Raw genomic sequence first — 15,193 nt, forward strand, 5'->3', positions numbered from 1 at the left:
ACAGTCATGGACAAGATCGTGCTCGACACCCTCGCCGATCCCGCGGCGGCACTGGTGGGTTCGCCCGCACCCGCCCGGTATCCGCACTCACTGGTCGGCAATACGCCGGTGCTGTGGGTGAGTGCGCCGCTGGCCCCGGCGGGCCGGGGCTTCTGGGCCAAGCTCGAAGGATTCAATCCCGGCGGCATGAAGGACCGGCCCGCACTGCACATGGTGCGCCGCGCCGAGCAGCGCGGTGAGCTGGCGCCGGGCGCCCGGATCATCGAATCCACCAGCGGCACCCTCGGATTGGGGCTGGCGCTGGCCGGAATCGCCGCACACCACCCGGTGACGGTGGTGACCGACCCCGGTCTGGAACCGATCGTCGCGCGGATGCTGGCCGCCTACGGCGCGCGGGTCGACGTCGTGCCCGAGCCGGGCCGGTCCGGCGGCTGGCAGCAGGCGCGGCGCGACCGGGTCGCCGAACTGCTTGCCCGCGAACCGGATTCGTGGTCCCCGGACCAGTACGGCAACCCCGACAACGTCGACGGCTACGAGCCGCTCGCCCTGGAACTGATCGAGCAATTGGGCGTGGTGGACGTGCTGGTCTGCGCGGTCGGCACCGGCGGGCACTCCGCCGGGGTCGCCCGGGTACTGCGCCGATTCAACCCGGAGCTGAAGCTGATCGGCGTCGACACCGTGGCCTCCACGATCTTCGGCCAGCCCGCCGGGCCCCGGCTGATGCGCGGGCTCGGCTCGAGCATTCACCCGGCCAACGTCGACTACGACGCCTTCGACGAGGTGCATTGGGTAGCACCGGCGGAGGCGGTGTGGGCAGCCCGCACCCTGGCCGCGACCCACCACGCCAGCGGCGGCTGGAGTGTCGGCGCGGTGGGTCTGGTGGCGGGCTGGGCGGCCCGCACCCATGACCCCGAGCTGCGCATCGCCGCGATCTTCCCCGACGGGCCGAACCGCTACTTCGACACCGTGTACAGCGACGCCTACTGCGCCGCCCATGGACTTCTCGACGCGCCGCCGCCGCTGGAACCGGACACGATCGGGCATCCGGCCGAGCGTGTCGTGCGCTCCTGGACGCGGACCACCACCGTTGTCGACCCGAAACGGTTCGTCCGAGACCAGGAGTGGGCGTCGTGACCGCCTTCGCGAAATTCCGCAGCTTCGACGCGGCCGCCCGGCTGTTGATGATCAACCAGTTCGGCATCAACCTCGGCTTCTACATGTTGATGCCGTACCTGGCCGGATATCTGGCCGGGCCGCTGGGCCTGGCGGGCTGGGCGGTCGGACTGGTGCTGGGCGTGCGGAACTTCTCCCAGCAGGGCATGTTCCTGATCGGCGGCACCCTGGCCGACCGGCTGGGCTACAAGCCGCTGATCGTCGCGGGCTGTCTGCTGCGCACCGGCGGCTTCGCCCTGCTGGTGTTCGCCACCTCCCTGCCGGGACTGCTGATCGCCTCGGCGGCAACCGGTTTCGCCGGGGCGCTGTTCAATCCCGCGGTGCGCGCCTACCTCGCCGCCGATGCCGGTACGCGGCGCGTCGAGGCGTTCGCGGTGTTCAATGTCTTCTATCAGGCGGGCATTCTGGCCGGGCCGCTCGCCGGATTGTTGTTGCTGGCGTTGGACTTCCGGGTCACCGCGGGCGCGGCGGCGGTGATCTTCGCGATCCTGACCGCGGCACAGCTGCTCGCGCTGCCGGCCCGCCGCGCCGAGGCGCCCGCCGAACGGCGTTCGGTGCTCGCGGATTGGCGCGTCGTGGTCGGCAACCGCCGGTTCGTGTGGTTCGCGGCGGTGATGAGCGGTTCGTACGTGCTGTCGTTCCAGGTCTATCTGGCGCTGCCGCTCCAGGCGGAGTTCATCGCGGGCGCGCGCTCGCAGGTGCTGGTGTCGGCGCTGTTCGTCGTCTCCGGCCTCGTCGCGGTCGCGGGCCAGGTGCGCATCACCGGCTGGTTCCGGGCCCGCTGGGGCACCGCGCGCAGCCTGGTGATCGGACTCGCGATCCTCGCTGCCGCGTTCGTCCCGCTGCTGATCGTGCCCGGTCCGGACCGGTTCGGCGCACCGGTCGCGGTGGCCGCGCTGCTGCTCTCGGCGGCGCTGCTGGCGGTGGGGACGGCAGCGGTCTTCCCGTTCGAGATGGATACCGTCGTCTCGATGTCCGGTGGGAAACTCGTTGCCACGCACTACGGTTTCTACAACACCGTCGTCGGCGTCGGCATCCTCGTCGGCAATCTCGCCACCGGCGCCGTCTTCGGGGCGGCGCGCGCCGCCGGGGCGGGGTGGGCGGTCTGGGCGGGTCTGGGCGTGATCGGTGTCGTCGCGGCGGTCGCCCTGCGCGGCTCCACCGCACCGCCGCGGGCCGGAGCGCCGGACACGGGCGGGGTCACGCCCTCGGAGGTGAGCGCCGATCGGATGCGATGAGCGGCGCGGTCAGGGGCGGAACACCGACCGTATGCAGCCCTCGGTCTTGTGCTTGAACAAGTCGTACCCCCGTGCCGCCTCCTCCAGCGGCATATCGTGCGTGATGAGGTAGGACGGGTCCAGGTCGCCTTGCCGAACGTAGTCGAACATGCGCGGCATGTAGCGCTGGCCGTGCTGCTGCGCGGTGCGGATGGTGAGGCTCTTGTTGGTCACCGCGGCCATCGGGAACTTGTCGGTGACGCCGTAGATGCCCAGCACCGACACCGTGCCGCCCTTGCGGCAGGCCAGGATCGCCTCGCGCAGCGGCGCCGCGCGGTCGGTGCTGAGGCGGAGCAGCTGTTTCGCGCGGTCGTAGAGCTGCTGCGGCCCGGCGCTGTGCGCTTCCATGCCGACCGCGTCGATGCACGCGTCCGGGCCGCGGCCACCGGTCATGTCGCGCAGTATCTCCCGCACGCTGTCGACGGCGGTGTAGTCGACCACCTCCGCGCCGAACTGCCTGCGCGCCAAGGCCAGTCGTTCGGGAATGCGATCGATCACGATGACCCGTTCGGCGCCGAGGAGGCGGGCGCTGTGCCCGGCCATCAGCCCGACGCCGCCGCTGCCCCACACCGCGACGGTGGCGCCGGGGGCGATGTCGCAGAAGTCCGCGCCCATCAGGCCCGTGGGTACCGCATCGGACAGGAACAGGGCCTGCTCGTCGGTGATGCCGTCGGGGACGGCGAAACAATTGACGTCGCCGAACGGCACCCGGACGTACTGCGCGTGCGAGCCCTGATAGCCGCCGAACGGGTGGGTGTAGCCGTAGATGCCGCCGGTCGGGTAGCCCAGGATCGGTTGTTGCAGTGCGGCATTCGGGTTCGTGGTGTCGCACAGCGAGTACAGGTCGTGCTCGCAGTACCAGCAGGACCCGCAGCCGATGAACGACGGCACCACGACCCGCTCGCCGACGCGGCGGTCGGTGACCTCCGGGCCCGCCTCGACGATCTCGCCCATGAACTCGTGGCCGATGACGTCACCGGCCCGCATACCCGGCAGGTAGCCGTCGATGAAGTGCAGATCCGAGCCGCAGGTGGTGGTCAGCCGGACCCGCACGATCACGTCGTGCGGGTTGAGCAGCGCCGGATCGTCCACGGTTTCGACGGCGAGATCGTTGACACCGTTCCAGCACAGCGCACGCATGGGGTCTCCTGTTCAGTGCGCGGCACGCGCGCTCGGATTGTGTGCCAGGGTGGGGATCTCGCCGGTCTGCAACAGCGCCCGGGCCCGGTAGAGGACGGCGAAAACGGCTGGGCCGGTGAGGATATCGGGCAGCGGGGTGCGCGCGTACAGCGTGACCTCGGTGCCGAGATCGTGCGGCGCGTCACGGAAGGTCAGCCGGATCTGCGGGCCACGCCTCCCGGAGTCGTCGTCCTCGATTCCGACGAACCGCAGGCCGCCGCCCTCCGCCAGCAGCTCGGTGTCCCAGGCGGCCTGGTCGGGAGTGTGCGGGAAGGTCCAGCGATACCGGCCGGGGCCGGTCTCGTGGACGTCCGCGACACCGTCGAACACCGCGGACAGCTTGTCCGGCTCCCGCCAGAACCGTTCGACCTCGGCCGCGGGCGCACCTATCGTGAGCGTCTGTGCCGGGCCACCACGGGAGACTGCCCCCGTCACCGTGCCTGCGAGCGCGACCAGTCGCTGTTCTATCTTCTCGAGGTAGGACATGGGTTCCGATCAGGTCGGTCAGGCGGCCGGGCTGGTGCCGCCGACGGTGCCGAGACGGCGAGTGCCCGCAGCACGTGGCAGAGCCAGTCCGAGCACGATCATGCCCGCGCCCAGCGCGAGGTGCAGCCAGTTGTCGGCGCTGTTCACCGGTACGAAGTTGGCATCACTCGAGCGATCGATGACCAATCCGTACAACCACAGCAGCAGGTAGACCAGGCCGCCACCGACCAAGAAGCCGCGGGCGGCGGTGGCCGTGCGGGCGGCGGCCAGACCGGCCACCCCGAACAGCAGGTGCACGATGTTGTGCAACGCCGACACCTGGAACACGCCGAGCAGCTTCGCCTCCGTATGGTGGCCTGCCCAGGTCAGGGTGTCGTAATCGGTGGTGATGCCGGGGATGAAGCCCAGCACACCCACCAGGAGGAACACCGCGCCGACCGCCAGCGACCCCAGCTGAACGGCCGAGCGGCCACGCGAACGCGCGTCGGAGACTGACATGACGAAAGCCTTTCGAGTCGGTCGGACGACAGCGAACTCCGCGCTGTCACAAGATGTCGGCGGCATACCCCGGCGCACTCGTCGAAAACACGCGCGGCCGATCCCTCGAGGGGTTTCCGTCGCAACCCGCCGGGTAGGCCCAGCGGGACATCCCAAGTGACCACACACCGAACGGAGCACGGATGTTCACTCACAACAAAGACCTGCAGTTCGAAGTGCGTGTGGAGCGGCCGGATCCGCGATTCGCGACACTGCTGCAGGAACAGTTCGGCGGGGCCAACGGCGAGCTGAAAGCGGCGATGCAATATTTCAGTCAGGCATTCGTGCTACGCCGTAAACACCCCAAGACCTACGACCTCTTCATGGATATCGCCACCGAGGAGTTCAGCCATCTCGAAATCGTGGGCTCGATGATCACCATGCTGCTCGACGGGCTCAACGACGACCTGAAGCAGGCCAACGAACGCTGCGACTGGATGCCGGTGGTCGCCGGGAGCGATGGTCGTGAGGCCGCGATTCATCAGGTCGCCGCGGACCCGCTGTACTTCGCGCTGCGCGGCGGCGGCCCGGATGTCGGCAACTCCGCGGGCGTGCCGTGGAGCGGCGCGTACGTGAACTCCAACGGCGAGCCGTCGGTGGACCTGCGCAGCAATCTGGCCGCCGAGTCCCGCGCCAAGATCGTCTACGAATACCTCAAGCAGTTCACCGACGATCCGGGCGTGCAGGATACCCTGTCGTTCCTGATGAGCCGCGAGGTCGCGCATTTCCAGCAGTTCACCGCGGCCCTCAACGATCTGCCGGTCAACTTCCCTCCCGGTGCCCTGCCCGCCGACGACCGGTTCCAGAACGTCGCGTTCAACATGTCCGACGGCGCCCAGTCCAGCCGCGGTCCGTGGAACGAGGGCCAGGGCCCGTGGCCCGACGGCATGCAGTGGGACTACGTCGAGGATCCGGCCGAGCAGTGGCTGCGCGGCGACAGGTCCAAGAACCGCGGTGCTCAGGACAATCCCACCGGCGAACCGGCGGTCAACGGCAACAAGCCGTTCACCCACGAACAGCATCTTCCCGGGTGACCCGGTACCGGTCGGAGGGAGAACCCGATGGACGCATTGAGTTTGCTGCGCGCCGATCATGAGAGCGTGCTCGGCATGCTGGAGAACCTGGAACGCGGCCGCGGCTTCGGCGACGCGGAAATCGCGGCCCGCGAGAAACTGGTGACCAGCCTGGTCATCGCCGAATCACAGCACGAGGCGGTGGAGGAACAGTTCTTCTGGCCCATGGTGCGCGACGCCGTGCCCGACGGTGACGCCCTGGCCGATCACGCCATCGATCAGGAGGACGCGGCGAAACAACTGTTGCAACGGCTCGACGAATGTCCGGCGGGCAGTATCGATTTCGAGGACGCGCTGTCCCGGTTCATTCCCGCCGCACGGGAGCACATCGAGTTCGAACAGACCCGGGTGTGGCCGCGCGTGACCGAATTCTGCACGCCGGAACAGCTGGAAACGGTCGGCACGAAAATGGCCGCGGCCAAGCACACCGCTCCCACCCGCCCGCACCCGAACACGCCCTCGACCCCCGGCGCGCAGAAGACCGGCGGGCTGGTGGCCGCGGTGCTGGACAAGGCCCGCGATCTGGTCAGCCACCGGCGCGCCCACCAGCCGCCGAACCCACCGCCCGCCTGACGGAAACCGTAGCGTCGCATGGCATCCGGCGTGGCTCCCGCGGAAGCGCCGGATGCCGGTCGGGTCGCCGTTCACCGGGCGGAGGTTTGGCGTTCACGCGGGCGGGTTAGCGTGTCGCGGATAGATTCCGGGGACTGTCGACAGCCCCGAGCAGGTGGGTCAGACGTGGGTGAGGGTGTTGCTCGGGAAAGTGCACGTGCAGTTGCGGTTTCGGCACAATGGGGCGGTTCTCGACTACCGTGCCAGCCGGGTTGCCGCCGCCAATCTGGCGACCGAACTCGTCCAGCACGGCGTCGAGGTCCGCGTGGACGAGGACGTCGACGACGCGCTCGCCGACCTGCCCTTCGCCGAACTCTGGTCGTCCTGAGCCGGTTACCAGGCGTCCACGTGGACGATCCTATCCAGGTCCATGCGGGCGGCGGGCTTGAAGTCGGTGCCCTTCGTGTAGGCGACGGGCAGCAGGGCGCCCTGGGCAACCTGCTCGTAGGGGATGCCGAGCAGTTCGGCGGCTTCGCGTTCGTACGCCAGATGCAGTGTGGTCCAGGCGGTTCCGAGACCACGGGAGCGCGCCGCCAGGCAGAAGCTCCACACCGCCGGGAACAGCGACGCCCAGTGCGACGCGCTGCGGGCGCCGGGGACATTGTCGACCCGGCCCGAGATGCACGGCACCAGCAGGACCGGGACCTCCCCCATGTGCTGCGCCAGATACTGCGCCGAACTCGCGACGCGCTGCCGCACGCCGTCTGCCTCGGGATCGTCGACCGCTTGGTTACCGGGATAGTCGGGCGAGGACGCGTACGCCTCGAACCCCCGCCGGTACAGCTCGCCCAGCGCGCGCCGCTTCTCGGCGTCGGTGACCACCACCCAGTGCCAGCCCTGCCGGTTCGACCCGCTCGGCGCCTGCACGGCCAGTTCGATGCACTCCCGGACGACCTCGAGGGGCACCGTGCGCTCCAGGTCCAGCCGTTTGCGGACGGCCCGGGTGGTCGACAGCAATTCGTCGGTGGAGAGGTCCAGCTCGATCGGCATACTCGGCTCCTGTCGCGTTCATGATCGGTCGGCTCGACCGTACGTCACGCGGCCGGCGCACTCACCGAAGGTGATGGTGGTGCCGGACGGCCCCGGGGCGGTGGCGCGCAGCGTGACCTCGTCGCCGTCGCGGAGGAAGGCGATCTCGCTGCCGTCGGCGAGGCGCAGGGGTTCGGTTCCGCCCCAGGTGATTTCGAGCAACGAGCCGCGCTGGCGCCGCCCGGGGCCGGAAACGGTGCCGCTGGCGAAGAAGTCGCCCGCGCGCAGACCCGCGCCGTTGACGGTCGAGTGCGCCAGCATCTGCGCGGCGGTCCAGTAGGTCGAGGCGTAGGGCGCGGTGGAGACGACCTCGCCGTTGAGGTCGATGTCGATGTCGATGTCGAAGGCCCAAGCGGCAGTGGCGGAGTCGTCCAGATACGCGGCCAGTGGCGCCTCGCGCGGCGGCGGCGCGACCCGTGCCCGATCGAGGCAGGCCAGCGGGGTCACCCACGCCGCGATGGAGGTGGCGAACGACTTGCCGAGGAAAGGGCCGAGGGGAACGTATTCGAACGCCTGGATGTCGCGGGCGGACCAGTCGTTGGTGAGCACCAGGCCGAAGATGTGGTCGTCGGCGTCGCGCAGGGCGATTTCCCCGCGCGGCACCGGCGATCCGAGGACGAACCCGACCTCGGCCTCGATGTCGAGGCGGCGGCTCGGCCCGAAGGTGGGCGGCCCTGCGGGCTCGGGTCGCAGGCCCTCGGGCCGCCGGATGGCGGTGCCGCTGGGGACGATCGTGCCCGCCCGCCCGTGATAGCCGATGGGCAGATGCTTCCAGTTCGGTGTCAGCGGCGGCTGCCCGGGACGGAAGATCCGCCCCACGTTGGTCGCGTGGAACTCGTTGCCGTAGAAGTCCACATAATCGGCGACGGTGAACGGCAGGTGCAGCGTGCAGGCGGCCAGCGGAACCGCCTCGCGTACAACGCTTTCGGCCACGGCCGCGTCCTCCACCGCGCGAACCACTCCCGCGCGCACCCGATCCCAGGTCGCCCGGTCACGGGCCAGCAGGATATCCAGGTTCGCGGCGTCCGCGGCGGCGATGTCGTCGGCCGCCGCGCCCGCGTGCCGGAGCAGCGCGGCGACGGACAGCGCGTGGTCACCGAGCCGGACGCCGAGCCGCGGCCCGCACGCCGCGGTCGAGTACGAGCCGTAGGGCAGGTGGGTGCTCCCGAAACCGGTGCCGCCCAGCCGCCCGGCGGCGGTGAGCCTGGTCGTGCCCACGCTCACCCGACCGTCCGCCCGGCCCAGACCCAGGCGTATTCGCCGTCGTCCGCGGCGGTTCCGCCCTCACCCAGTTCCAGTGGCCGGAAGGTATCCACCATCACCGCCAGTTCGTCGACGCTCCGCACTCCCAGCGACGCCTCGACCGCGCCGGGCTGCGGCCCGTGCGCGTGCCCGCCCGGATGCAGCGACACCGAGCCGACTCCGATCCCGGAGCCCTTGCGCGCCGCGTAATCGCCTGCGGCATAGAACATCACCTCGTCGGAGTCGACATTGGAGTGGTAGTACGGCACCGGCACCGACAGCGGGTGGTAATCGACCTCGCGCGGCACGAAATTGCAGATGACGAAGTTGTCGCCCGCGAAGACCTGGTGCACCGGCGGGGGCTGGTGCACCTTGCCGGTGATCGGCATGAAGTCCTCGACATTGAACGTGTAGGGGTACAGGCAGCCGTCCCAGCCCACTACGTCGAACGGGTGGTCGGCGTAGACGAAGCGCGTGCCGACGATGTTGCCGCCCGCGCGGTGCTTCACCAGCACCTCCACATCCGTACCCGACGCGAGCAGCGGTCGCGCGGGGCCGTGCAGGTCGCGTTCGCAGTAGGGCGCGTGCTCGAGGAACTGCCCGAACCGCGACAGGTAGCGCTCGGGCGGGGCGATGTGGCCGTTGGCCTCGACCGCGTACAGCCGGCTCGGGCCCTCGGGTACCCAGCGGTGTGTCGTGGCGCGCGGGATCACGACGAAATCGCCGGTGCGGTAGGGCAATACGCCGAACACCGTCTCGACGGCGCCGCGCCCGGACTCGACGTACACGCACTCGTCGCCGACCGCGTCGCGGTAGTACGGCGACGCCGCCGCGGCCACCACGTAGGCGAGGCGCACGTCGCCGTTGCCCAGCACCAACCGGCGGCCGGTCACGGCGTCGACCTCGTCCACCGCGTCGCCGAACAGGTCGTGCAGGCGCAGGTGGCGCGGTTTGAGCGGATGGTTCGGCACCGTCGACTGGTCCGGCAGGTCCCAGATCGCACTACCGACGATCGACGAGGGGATCGTGCGGTGATACAGCAGCGAGGAGTCGGAGGAGAAGCCCTCCTCCCCCATCAACTCCTCGTACCGGAGGCGGCCCGCGTCGTCACGGAACTGGGTGTGCCGGGTGGCCGGCACCTCGCCCACACGTCGGTAGTACGCCATGTCCGATCCTCGCTGTCCGATAAACGGTTATGGAACGATCTATTATCGACCATGCTGCGCTACAGTGTGAGGCGTGTCAATCCCGCTCGTGTTCGCCGCCCCGGTCGAGGCCGCCGCGTTCTGTCCGCCGAAATCACTTCCCCCGCGCGCGGTGGTGAAAGCCTCTGCGGCACAGCGGCACTCGATCGGACGACCACGGTGACAGCCGTGCCGCGCACGGAACCGACCGACGGTGCGCAGACGCTCGAGCGGGGGCTGGCCGTCCTGGTCGAGCTGAGCCGCCACCCCGACGGGCTGACCATCGCGCAGGTCGCGACCGCCTGCGGTCTGCACCGATCGATCACCACCCGGCTGCTGGTGTCGTTGCAGCGCACCGGTTTCGCGCGCCGCGACGAGAGCGGCGCGTACCGGGTCGGCCCGGCGGTCGCCGAACTGCTGGGCCGGGCCCGGCCGCGGTTACGCGAGGTGGCCGGGCCCGTTCTGGAGCGTCTGGCGCGGACGGTGGACGCCACCGCGTCGCTGGTGGAGGTAATCGATGGGTTCGCGGTCACCACGCTGGTCGCCGAGCCACCGACCGACGGGCCGCGCTTCTCCTACCGCCTCGGCAACCGCGATCCGCTCGATCGCGGCGCGGGCGGGGTGGCGGCGCTGGCCGCCGCGCCGCCGCGACCGGGCGAACCCGATCGCGTCGCGGCGGCGCGCGCCGAGGGCTGTCTCGTCACGCACGGGGAGCTCAATCTCGGCGCGCACGCCATCGCCGCGCCGCTGCCCGGCTGGGGGCGGCCCACGGCGATCAACATCGTCACCAACCGGCAGGCCGTCATCGACGCCGCCCGCCGACCGCTGCTGGACGCCGTGCGCGAGATCGGCGCCCACGCCGCGAATCCCGAAGCGTGACCGCGGCTTCGAGCCCGGCCTACCGGCGGGCGGCGTGCGCGCGGGACAGATTCCAGCTGTTCCAGGTGTCGTCGTCCACTCGGTGCCGCAGCCGGTCACGCAGCTGCGTGCGTAGCGGGTCGGGCAGGCGGTCGACGGCGGGCAGGACGTCGAGAGAGAGTTCGGTGAGGTAGGTGGCGTCGAGATTCTTGCCGTGCTGCCAGCGGTCGATATTCCGGTCGGCGATGAGGGCCTCCGGGTTCAGCGCGGCGAGTACGAGCAGGGCGGCCGTCGCGGTTCCGACGGCGGCGCGAGGCAGCCAGGTCAGTTCCAGCCGCACGACGGCGACCACCACCAGCACGTAGACGACGCCGAGCCAGAGTTCGCAGGTCTCCACCAGCAAACGCAGGACGGTGAATCCGTAGGCCTGCTGGTAGGTCCACATGCGGCCGAGCGCGGATGCGAGGATCACCAGGGTGAGGCCGCTGATCGCGCCCAGCAGTAGCCGCAGCCACCGCCGGTCCGCCGCGGAATCCTTTGCCGCCCAGTGTAATACGCTCAGGATGACCGCGAGGGTGAGTACGGTGACCGCGGCCAGCTGCCAGAAACCGCTGCGCGCGTACTCGGCGTAGGTCAGTCCGGCGGTGCGCTGCACGTAGTCGTCGCCGCCGAACAGGGCCACCAGCTGGGCCGCGACGAAAGCCGCGAACACGATCGTCAGCGCGCCGACCGGCAGTCCCCACTCCGTCCGGCTCAGTGTCCGGCGCGAAACGCCGTGGCGCTCTTCCGAAGGCGGCGGCGGTCCGGCGAGCAGGTACATGGCGCTGACGGTGACGGTGCCCGCCACGGCGAACACCACCAGCCAGCGCGCGACGGAACCGCCGTCCACGTTCGGCACGAGGCCGACGACGAGGGCGCCGAAGGTGGCGTCGGCGCTGCCCAGGAGCGGCACGAACACCAGCAGCAACGCCACGGTTGCGGCCGCCGAGACGCCGAGGCGGCGGTGTCGGGTGCCGACGCCTTCGCGCGCTCGGCCCAGTGCGGTGTACACCCAGGCGAGCGCACCGAACGAGGCCAGCGGCACGGCGATGGCGTCGTAGAGCATGCCGTGGATCGACCGCCGCCCGACCACCGCCAGCGACCCGGCCACACACGCCGCCACGGCGCACAGCGCGAACAACCACTCCGCCGCGCGCACGGCCCCGACGGCGAGCAGCGCCAGCGCCACACCGGTCCACCAGATCCGTTCCCAGTTCCGCTTCGTCGCCACCCCCGCCGCTCCCCGGGCGCGCCGGTCGACCATGATCACCGCGCCCGCCGAAGCCGAACCCGCCAGCAGCCAGCCGATCCCGGGCCGGTCCACCGGAACCGCCAGTGCCGCGACCGCTCCCGCCACAGCCGCGGCAGGCAGCACCCCGGCCGGGCAGGTCACCCGCCGCCAGCGCGGCGGCGCGACCGGCGTGCCGGCGGAGGTGGGGTTGCGGTCGGGTCCGGTGCTGGTGGTGGTGGGGGCGGGTGGGGGCCAGAGGATCTCGTTCCATGGTGAGAGTGGCTGGGGCCCAGGGTCTTTCGGTGGCGAGGTGGCGGTTCGGGCGTCGCCGAGGGCGTTGTCGGGCGGGGTGATGGTGGGTTCGCTCGGTTTCGGGGGATTCGGCGGTGCGTCCTCGTTTTGCGGGGAAGGGGTTTCGTCGTGGGCGGGTTGGTCGGGCAAGGTTGTTCTCCTGAGGGTGTGCGGTATCGCCCCGGGAGCCGATCGGCGGCCGGGCGGTGGGTTGCGGAGGGTGGTTAGGGTGCGGGTGGCGCGGCGGCCGGAAGGGTCACGCGGATACGGGAACCGGGGTCGGCGACGGCAATGGTGCCGCGATGCAGGTCGACCACCCAGCGGGCGATGGCGAGGCCCAGCCCGGTGCCGCCGCCGTCGGCGCGGCCGCCGCGGGTGAAGCGGTCGAAGACGCGGGCGCGTTCGTCGGGCGGGATCCCCGGGCCGTCGTCCTCGACGTCGATGACGAGTTCGCTGCCCGCGGTGTGCGCCCGGATGCGCACCTGCCCGCCCGCCGGGCCGTGCCGGGCGGCATTCTCCAGCAGGTTCAACAGCACCTGCTGCAGCCGGGCCCGATCGGCGTACACCGTGGCGTCGGCGGGCCGCACCTCGCTGTGGAAGCGGATGCCGCGCCCGAGGGCCGCGGCCAGGACCTCCCCTTCGGCCACCACCTCCGCGAAAAGCGTTGCGACACCGATTTCTTCGCGATCCAGCGGCATGGCGCCCGCCTCGATGCTGGAGATGTCCAGCAACTCGGAGACCAGCCGGCCGAGCCGTTCGGTCTGGGCCAGCGCGGTTTTCAATGTCGTCGGGTCGGGCTCGGACACCCCGTCGACCAGGTTCTCCAGCACGGCGTTCAGCGCGGTGATCGGCGTGCGCAGTTCGTGCGAGACGTTGGCGATCAGTTCGCGCCGCTGCCGGTCGGCGGCGGCGAGATCGGCGGCCATCCGGTTGAACGCCTCGGCCAGCTGCCCGACCTCGTCCCGCGAGGAGGCCCGCACCCGATTCGTGTAGTCGCCGTGGGCCATTCGCTGTGCGGCGGCGGTCATCTCGCGCAGCGGTTTGGTGATGCCGTGTGCCAGGAACTGTGAGGTCACCAGCGCGATCACCATGGCGGCCAGCGTGGTCAGCGGCGGCAGCCAGCCGATCCGCAGCCGGAAGTAGCCGAATGCCAGCCCGCCCGCGAAGATCATCAGCACGGCCAGCTTGAGTTTGAGGGACGGAATCCGGTCCAAGGGCCGCGGCAGTGCGTCCGACACCCGGCTCACCGCGCCTCCAGCGCGTAACCGACGCCGTGCACCGTGCGAATGAGATCGGCGCCCAGCTTGCGGCGCAACGCTTTGATGTGGCTGTCGACGGCACGGGTGCCCGCCGCGTCCGCCCAGTCCCACACCTCCTCGAGGAGTCGTTCGCGCGGATGCACCACGCGGGGACGGCGGGCCAGCCGGGCGAGCAGATCGAACTCCAGCGGGGTCAGCTTGGCCTCCACCCCGCCACGCCAGACCCGGCGCTGGTCGGCGTCGATGCGCAGGTCGCCGACCACTATCCGGGCGCCGTCCTCGACGCCCGCGCGTTCGACCCGGCGCAGCAGCGCGTGCACCCGGGCGGTGAGGACGCGCAGCGAGAACGGTTTGGTCAGATAGTCGTCGGCGCCGACGCCGAGCCCGATGAGCTGGTCGGTCTCGTCGGCCCGCGCGGTGAGCATGAGCACCGGGACGGGCCGGGCGGCCTGGATTCGCCGGCAGACCTCCAGCCCGTCGAAGCCGGGCAGCATGACGTCGAGCACCACCAGATCCGGCGCCAGCGTCTCGGCCGCGGCGACCGCGCCCGGACCGTCGTGCGCCATATCGACGGTGAACCCTTCGGCCCGCAGCCGCGCCGCCACCGATTCCGCGATCGTGAGCTCGTCGTCCACGACCAGAATCCGGCGCGCCGTCGCTCCCCCGGCCGGTACGTTCTGTTCCATATCGGGGACCCTAACCACCCGCTGTGGAGAGAACCGGTACCAAGTGTGGAGATTTCGTGTGCGCGGAATGCCGCGAGTGCGCCGGAAGTTGCCTGGGACCATGAGAGCTTTGGTGTACGACCCGGACGCGCGGCACGGTCTGCGACTCGGCGAGGCCCCCGATCCGACACCCGGACCCGGACAGGCACTGGTACGGATCGCGGCCACATCGCTCAACTTCGGCGAGGTCACGTATCTGGGTAAGAACTACGCTCCCGGCGAGGTGGCCGGGTGGGACGCCGCCGGGGTCGTGGCGGCCGCGGCCGCCGACGGCAGTGGCCCGGCGGCCGGGCAGCGGGTGGTCACCTTCGGCTGGCGGGGCGGCTGGGCCGAACTGCGCGCGGTGGACACCGGCGAGCTGGCGGTGCTGCCGGACGAGGTCGACCTCGGCGCCGCGGCGGCGCTGCCCGTGGCCGGTGTGACCGCGTTGCGCGCGCTGCGCCGGCTGGGCCCGATCGTCGGTCGGCGGGTCCTGGTCACCGGCGCGTCCGGCGGGGTCGGGCGCTTCGCGGTCCGGCTCGGCGCGCTGGCCGGGGCGCATGTGGTCGCGGCGGTCGGACGACCCGAGCGCGGCGCGGGGCTCCTGGAATCCGGTGCGGCCGAGGTGGTTTCGGGCGGGCTGTCCGAGGTGCGGGAACCGGTACACGGCGTGATCGACAATGTGGGCGGCCCGCTGCTGGCCGAAGCCTACGCGCTGCTGGCCCCGGAGGGTCTGGCCCTCAGCGTCGGCAAGGCGTCGATGGCGCCGACCACGATCGACTTCGAGCAGGCACGGGTGGCCAATCCCGGCGCCCGGATCGAGGCGTTCGGGGTCGGCCCAGGATTCGGCCCGGACCTGGCCTACCTGGCCGCACTCGTGGCCGCCGGACGGCTCGACCCGCAGGTGGGCTGGCGCGGCGACTGGGCGCGCGCGGGCGAGGCCGCCGATCTGCTGCTCGGCCGCGAGGTGAACGGCAAGGTGGTGCTGGACATCGCATGAACGCACGAGCCGGGCGAGG

General features: G+C 70.9%; 16 protein-coding genes. 7 read left to right on the plus strand and 9 right to left on the minus strand.

Annotated features, from left to right (window positions below; translation table 11 throughout):
• Positions 1 to 6: 6 nt before the first annotated feature.
• Both NWFMUON74_RS28270 and NWFMUON74_RS28275 read left to right on the plus strand, forming a co-directional pair.
• Complete coding sequence (locus tag NWFMUON74_RS28270) at positions 7 to 1,134, plus strand: PLP-dependent cysteine synthase family protein (RefSeq protein ID WP_187684789.1); 1,128 nt, start codon at positions 7 to 9, stop codon at positions 1,132 to 1,134.
• Positions 1,135 to 1,181: 47 nt separating this feature from the next.
• Positions 1,182 to 2,411 (plus strand): MFS transporter, encoded by a 1,230-nt coding sequence (locus NWFMUON74_RS28275; protein ID WP_187689473.1) that lies wholly within the window; start codon positions 1,182 to 1,184, stop codon positions 2,409 to 2,411.
• A 9-nt stretch (positions 2,412 to 2,420) separates the two neighbouring features.
• Here NWFMUON74_RS28275 and NWFMUON74_RS28280 read toward each other — a convergent pair whose 3' ends face one another.
• From NWFMUON74_RS28280 to NWFMUON74_RS28290, 3 genes are read right to left on the minus strand one after another with little or no spacing between them, the layout of a single operon-like run.
• Positions 2,421 to 3,590, minus strand: a complete 1,170-nt coding sequence (locus NWFMUON74_RS28280; RefSeq protein ID WP_187684790.1) for a zinc-dependent alcohol dehydrogenase — start codon at positions 3,588 to 3,590, stop codon at positions 2,421 to 2,423.
• Between the two features lie 12 nt (positions 3,591 to 3,602).
• Positions 3,603 to 4,115 carry an SRPBCC family protein gene (locus tag NWFMUON74_RS28285; RefSeq protein ID WP_187684791.1) on the minus strand — a complete coding sequence of 171 codons (513 nt, stop codon included), beginning with the start codon at positions 4,113 to 4,115 and terminating at the stop codon, positions 3,603 to 3,605.
• An 18-nt stretch (positions 4,116 to 4,133) separates the two neighbouring features.
• Positions 4,134 to 4,613, minus strand: coding sequence for a DUF4383 domain-containing protein (locus NWFMUON74_RS28290; protein WP_187684792.1), 480 nt, complete (start codon positions 4,611 to 4,613; stop codon positions 4,134 to 4,136).
• Between the two features lie 182 nt (positions 4,614 to 4,795).
• Between NWFMUON74_RS28290 and NWFMUON74_RS28295 the strand changes: the two genes are divergently transcribed.
• The 3 genes from NWFMUON74_RS28295 (at position 4,796) to NWFMUON74_RS28305 (ending at position 6,665) form a co-directional block, all read left to right on the plus strand.
• Entirely contained in the window at positions 4,796 to 5,686 is an 891-nt protein-coding gene (locus tag NWFMUON74_RS28295) for a manganese catalase family protein (RefSeq protein WP_187684793.1), read from the plus strand.
• Between the two features lie 27 nt (positions 5,687 to 5,713).
• Positions 5,714 to 6,298 (plus strand): hemerythrin domain-containing protein, encoded by a 585-nt coding sequence (locus NWFMUON74_RS28300; RefSeq protein ID WP_187684794.1) that lies wholly within the window; start codon positions 5,714 to 5,716, stop codon positions 6,296 to 6,298.
• Positions 6,299 to 6,473: 175 nt separating this feature from the next.
• Positions 6,474 to 6,665, plus strand: a complete 192-nt coding sequence (locus NWFMUON74_RS28305) for a hypothetical protein (RefSeq protein ID WP_232110646.1) — start codon at positions 6,474 to 6,476, stop codon at positions 6,663 to 6,665.
• A 5-nt stretch (positions 6,666 to 6,670) separates the two neighbouring features.
• On the opposite strand, the gene NWFMUON74_RS28310 is transcribed toward NWFMUON74_RS28305, so the two are convergent.
• From NWFMUON74_RS28310 to NWFMUON74_RS28320, 3 genes are read right to left on the minus strand one after another with little or no spacing between them, the layout of a single operon-like run.
• On the minus strand, positions 6,671 to 7,321 hold the full coding sequence (locus NWFMUON74_RS28310) for a nitroreductase family protein (RefSeq protein WP_187689474.1): 651 nt from the start codon (positions 7,319 to 7,321) through the stop codon (positions 6,671 to 6,673).
• A 24-nt stretch (positions 7,322 to 7,345) separates the two neighbouring features.
• Positions 7,346 to 8,590: a fumarylacetoacetate hydrolase family protein gene (locus tag NWFMUON74_RS28315; RefSeq protein ID WP_232110647.1), complete on the minus strand. Its 1,245-nt coding sequence runs from the start codon at positions 8,588 to 8,590 to the stop codon at positions 7,346 to 7,348.
• Positions 8,587 to 9,774, minus strand: coding sequence for a homogentisate 1,2-dioxygenase (locus NWFMUON74_RS28320; RefSeq protein ID WP_187684796.1), 1,188 nt, complete (start codon positions 9,772 to 9,774; stop codon positions 8,587 to 8,589). Before NWFMUON74_RS28320 ends, NWFMUON74_RS28315 begins: the two co-directional genes overlap by 4 nt.
• 207 nt (positions 9,775 to 9,981) lie before the next feature.
• Here NWFMUON74_RS28320 and NWFMUON74_RS28325 point away from each other — a divergent pair, with 207 nt between their 5' ends.
• Complete coding sequence (locus NWFMUON74_RS28325) at positions 9,982 to 10,671, plus strand: IclR family transcriptional regulator (protein WP_197986924.1); 690 nt, start codon at positions 9,982 to 9,984, stop codon at positions 10,669 to 10,671.
• Between the two features lie 19 nt (positions 10,672 to 10,690).
• Here the strand turns inward: NWFMUON74_RS28325 and NWFMUON74_RS28330 are convergent, their stop codons facing one another.
• From NWFMUON74_RS28330 to NWFMUON74_RS28340, 3 genes are all read right to left on the minus strand, one after another.
• Complete coding sequence (locus NWFMUON74_RS28330) at positions 10,691 to 12,361, minus strand: DUF4153 domain-containing protein (RefSeq protein ID WP_232110648.1); 1,671 nt, start codon at positions 12,359 to 12,361, stop codon at positions 10,691 to 10,693.
• Positions 12,362 to 12,435: 74 nt separating this feature from the next.
• A complete protein-coding gene (locus NWFMUON74_RS28335; protein WP_187684798.1) occupies positions 12,436 to 13,458 on the minus strand; it encodes a HAMP domain-containing sensor histidine kinase in 1,023 nt (340 codons plus the stop codon).
• Positions 13,455 to 14,156, minus strand: coding sequence for a response regulator transcription factor (locus NWFMUON74_RS28340; RefSeq protein ID WP_187684799.1), 702 nt, complete (start codon positions 14,154 to 14,156; stop codon positions 13,455 to 13,457). Before NWFMUON74_RS28340 ends, NWFMUON74_RS28335 begins: the two co-directional genes overlap by 4 nt.
• Before the next feature lie 100 nt (positions 14,157 to 14,256).
• On the opposite strand from NWFMUON74_RS28340, the gene NWFMUON74_RS28345 reads away from it, so the two are divergent.
• Positions 14,257 to 15,174: a zinc-binding dehydrogenase gene (locus tag NWFMUON74_RS28345; RefSeq protein WP_187684800.1), complete on the plus strand. Its 918-nt coding sequence runs from the start codon at positions 14,257 to 14,259 to the stop codon at positions 15,172 to 15,174.
• Positions 15,175 to 15,193 lie beyond the last annotated feature (19 nt).

It is taken from the genome of Nocardia wallacei (assembly GCF_014466955.1).
Lineage (GTDB): Bacteria > Actinomycetota > Actinomycetes > Mycobacteriales > Mycobacteriaceae > Nocardia > Nocardia wallacei.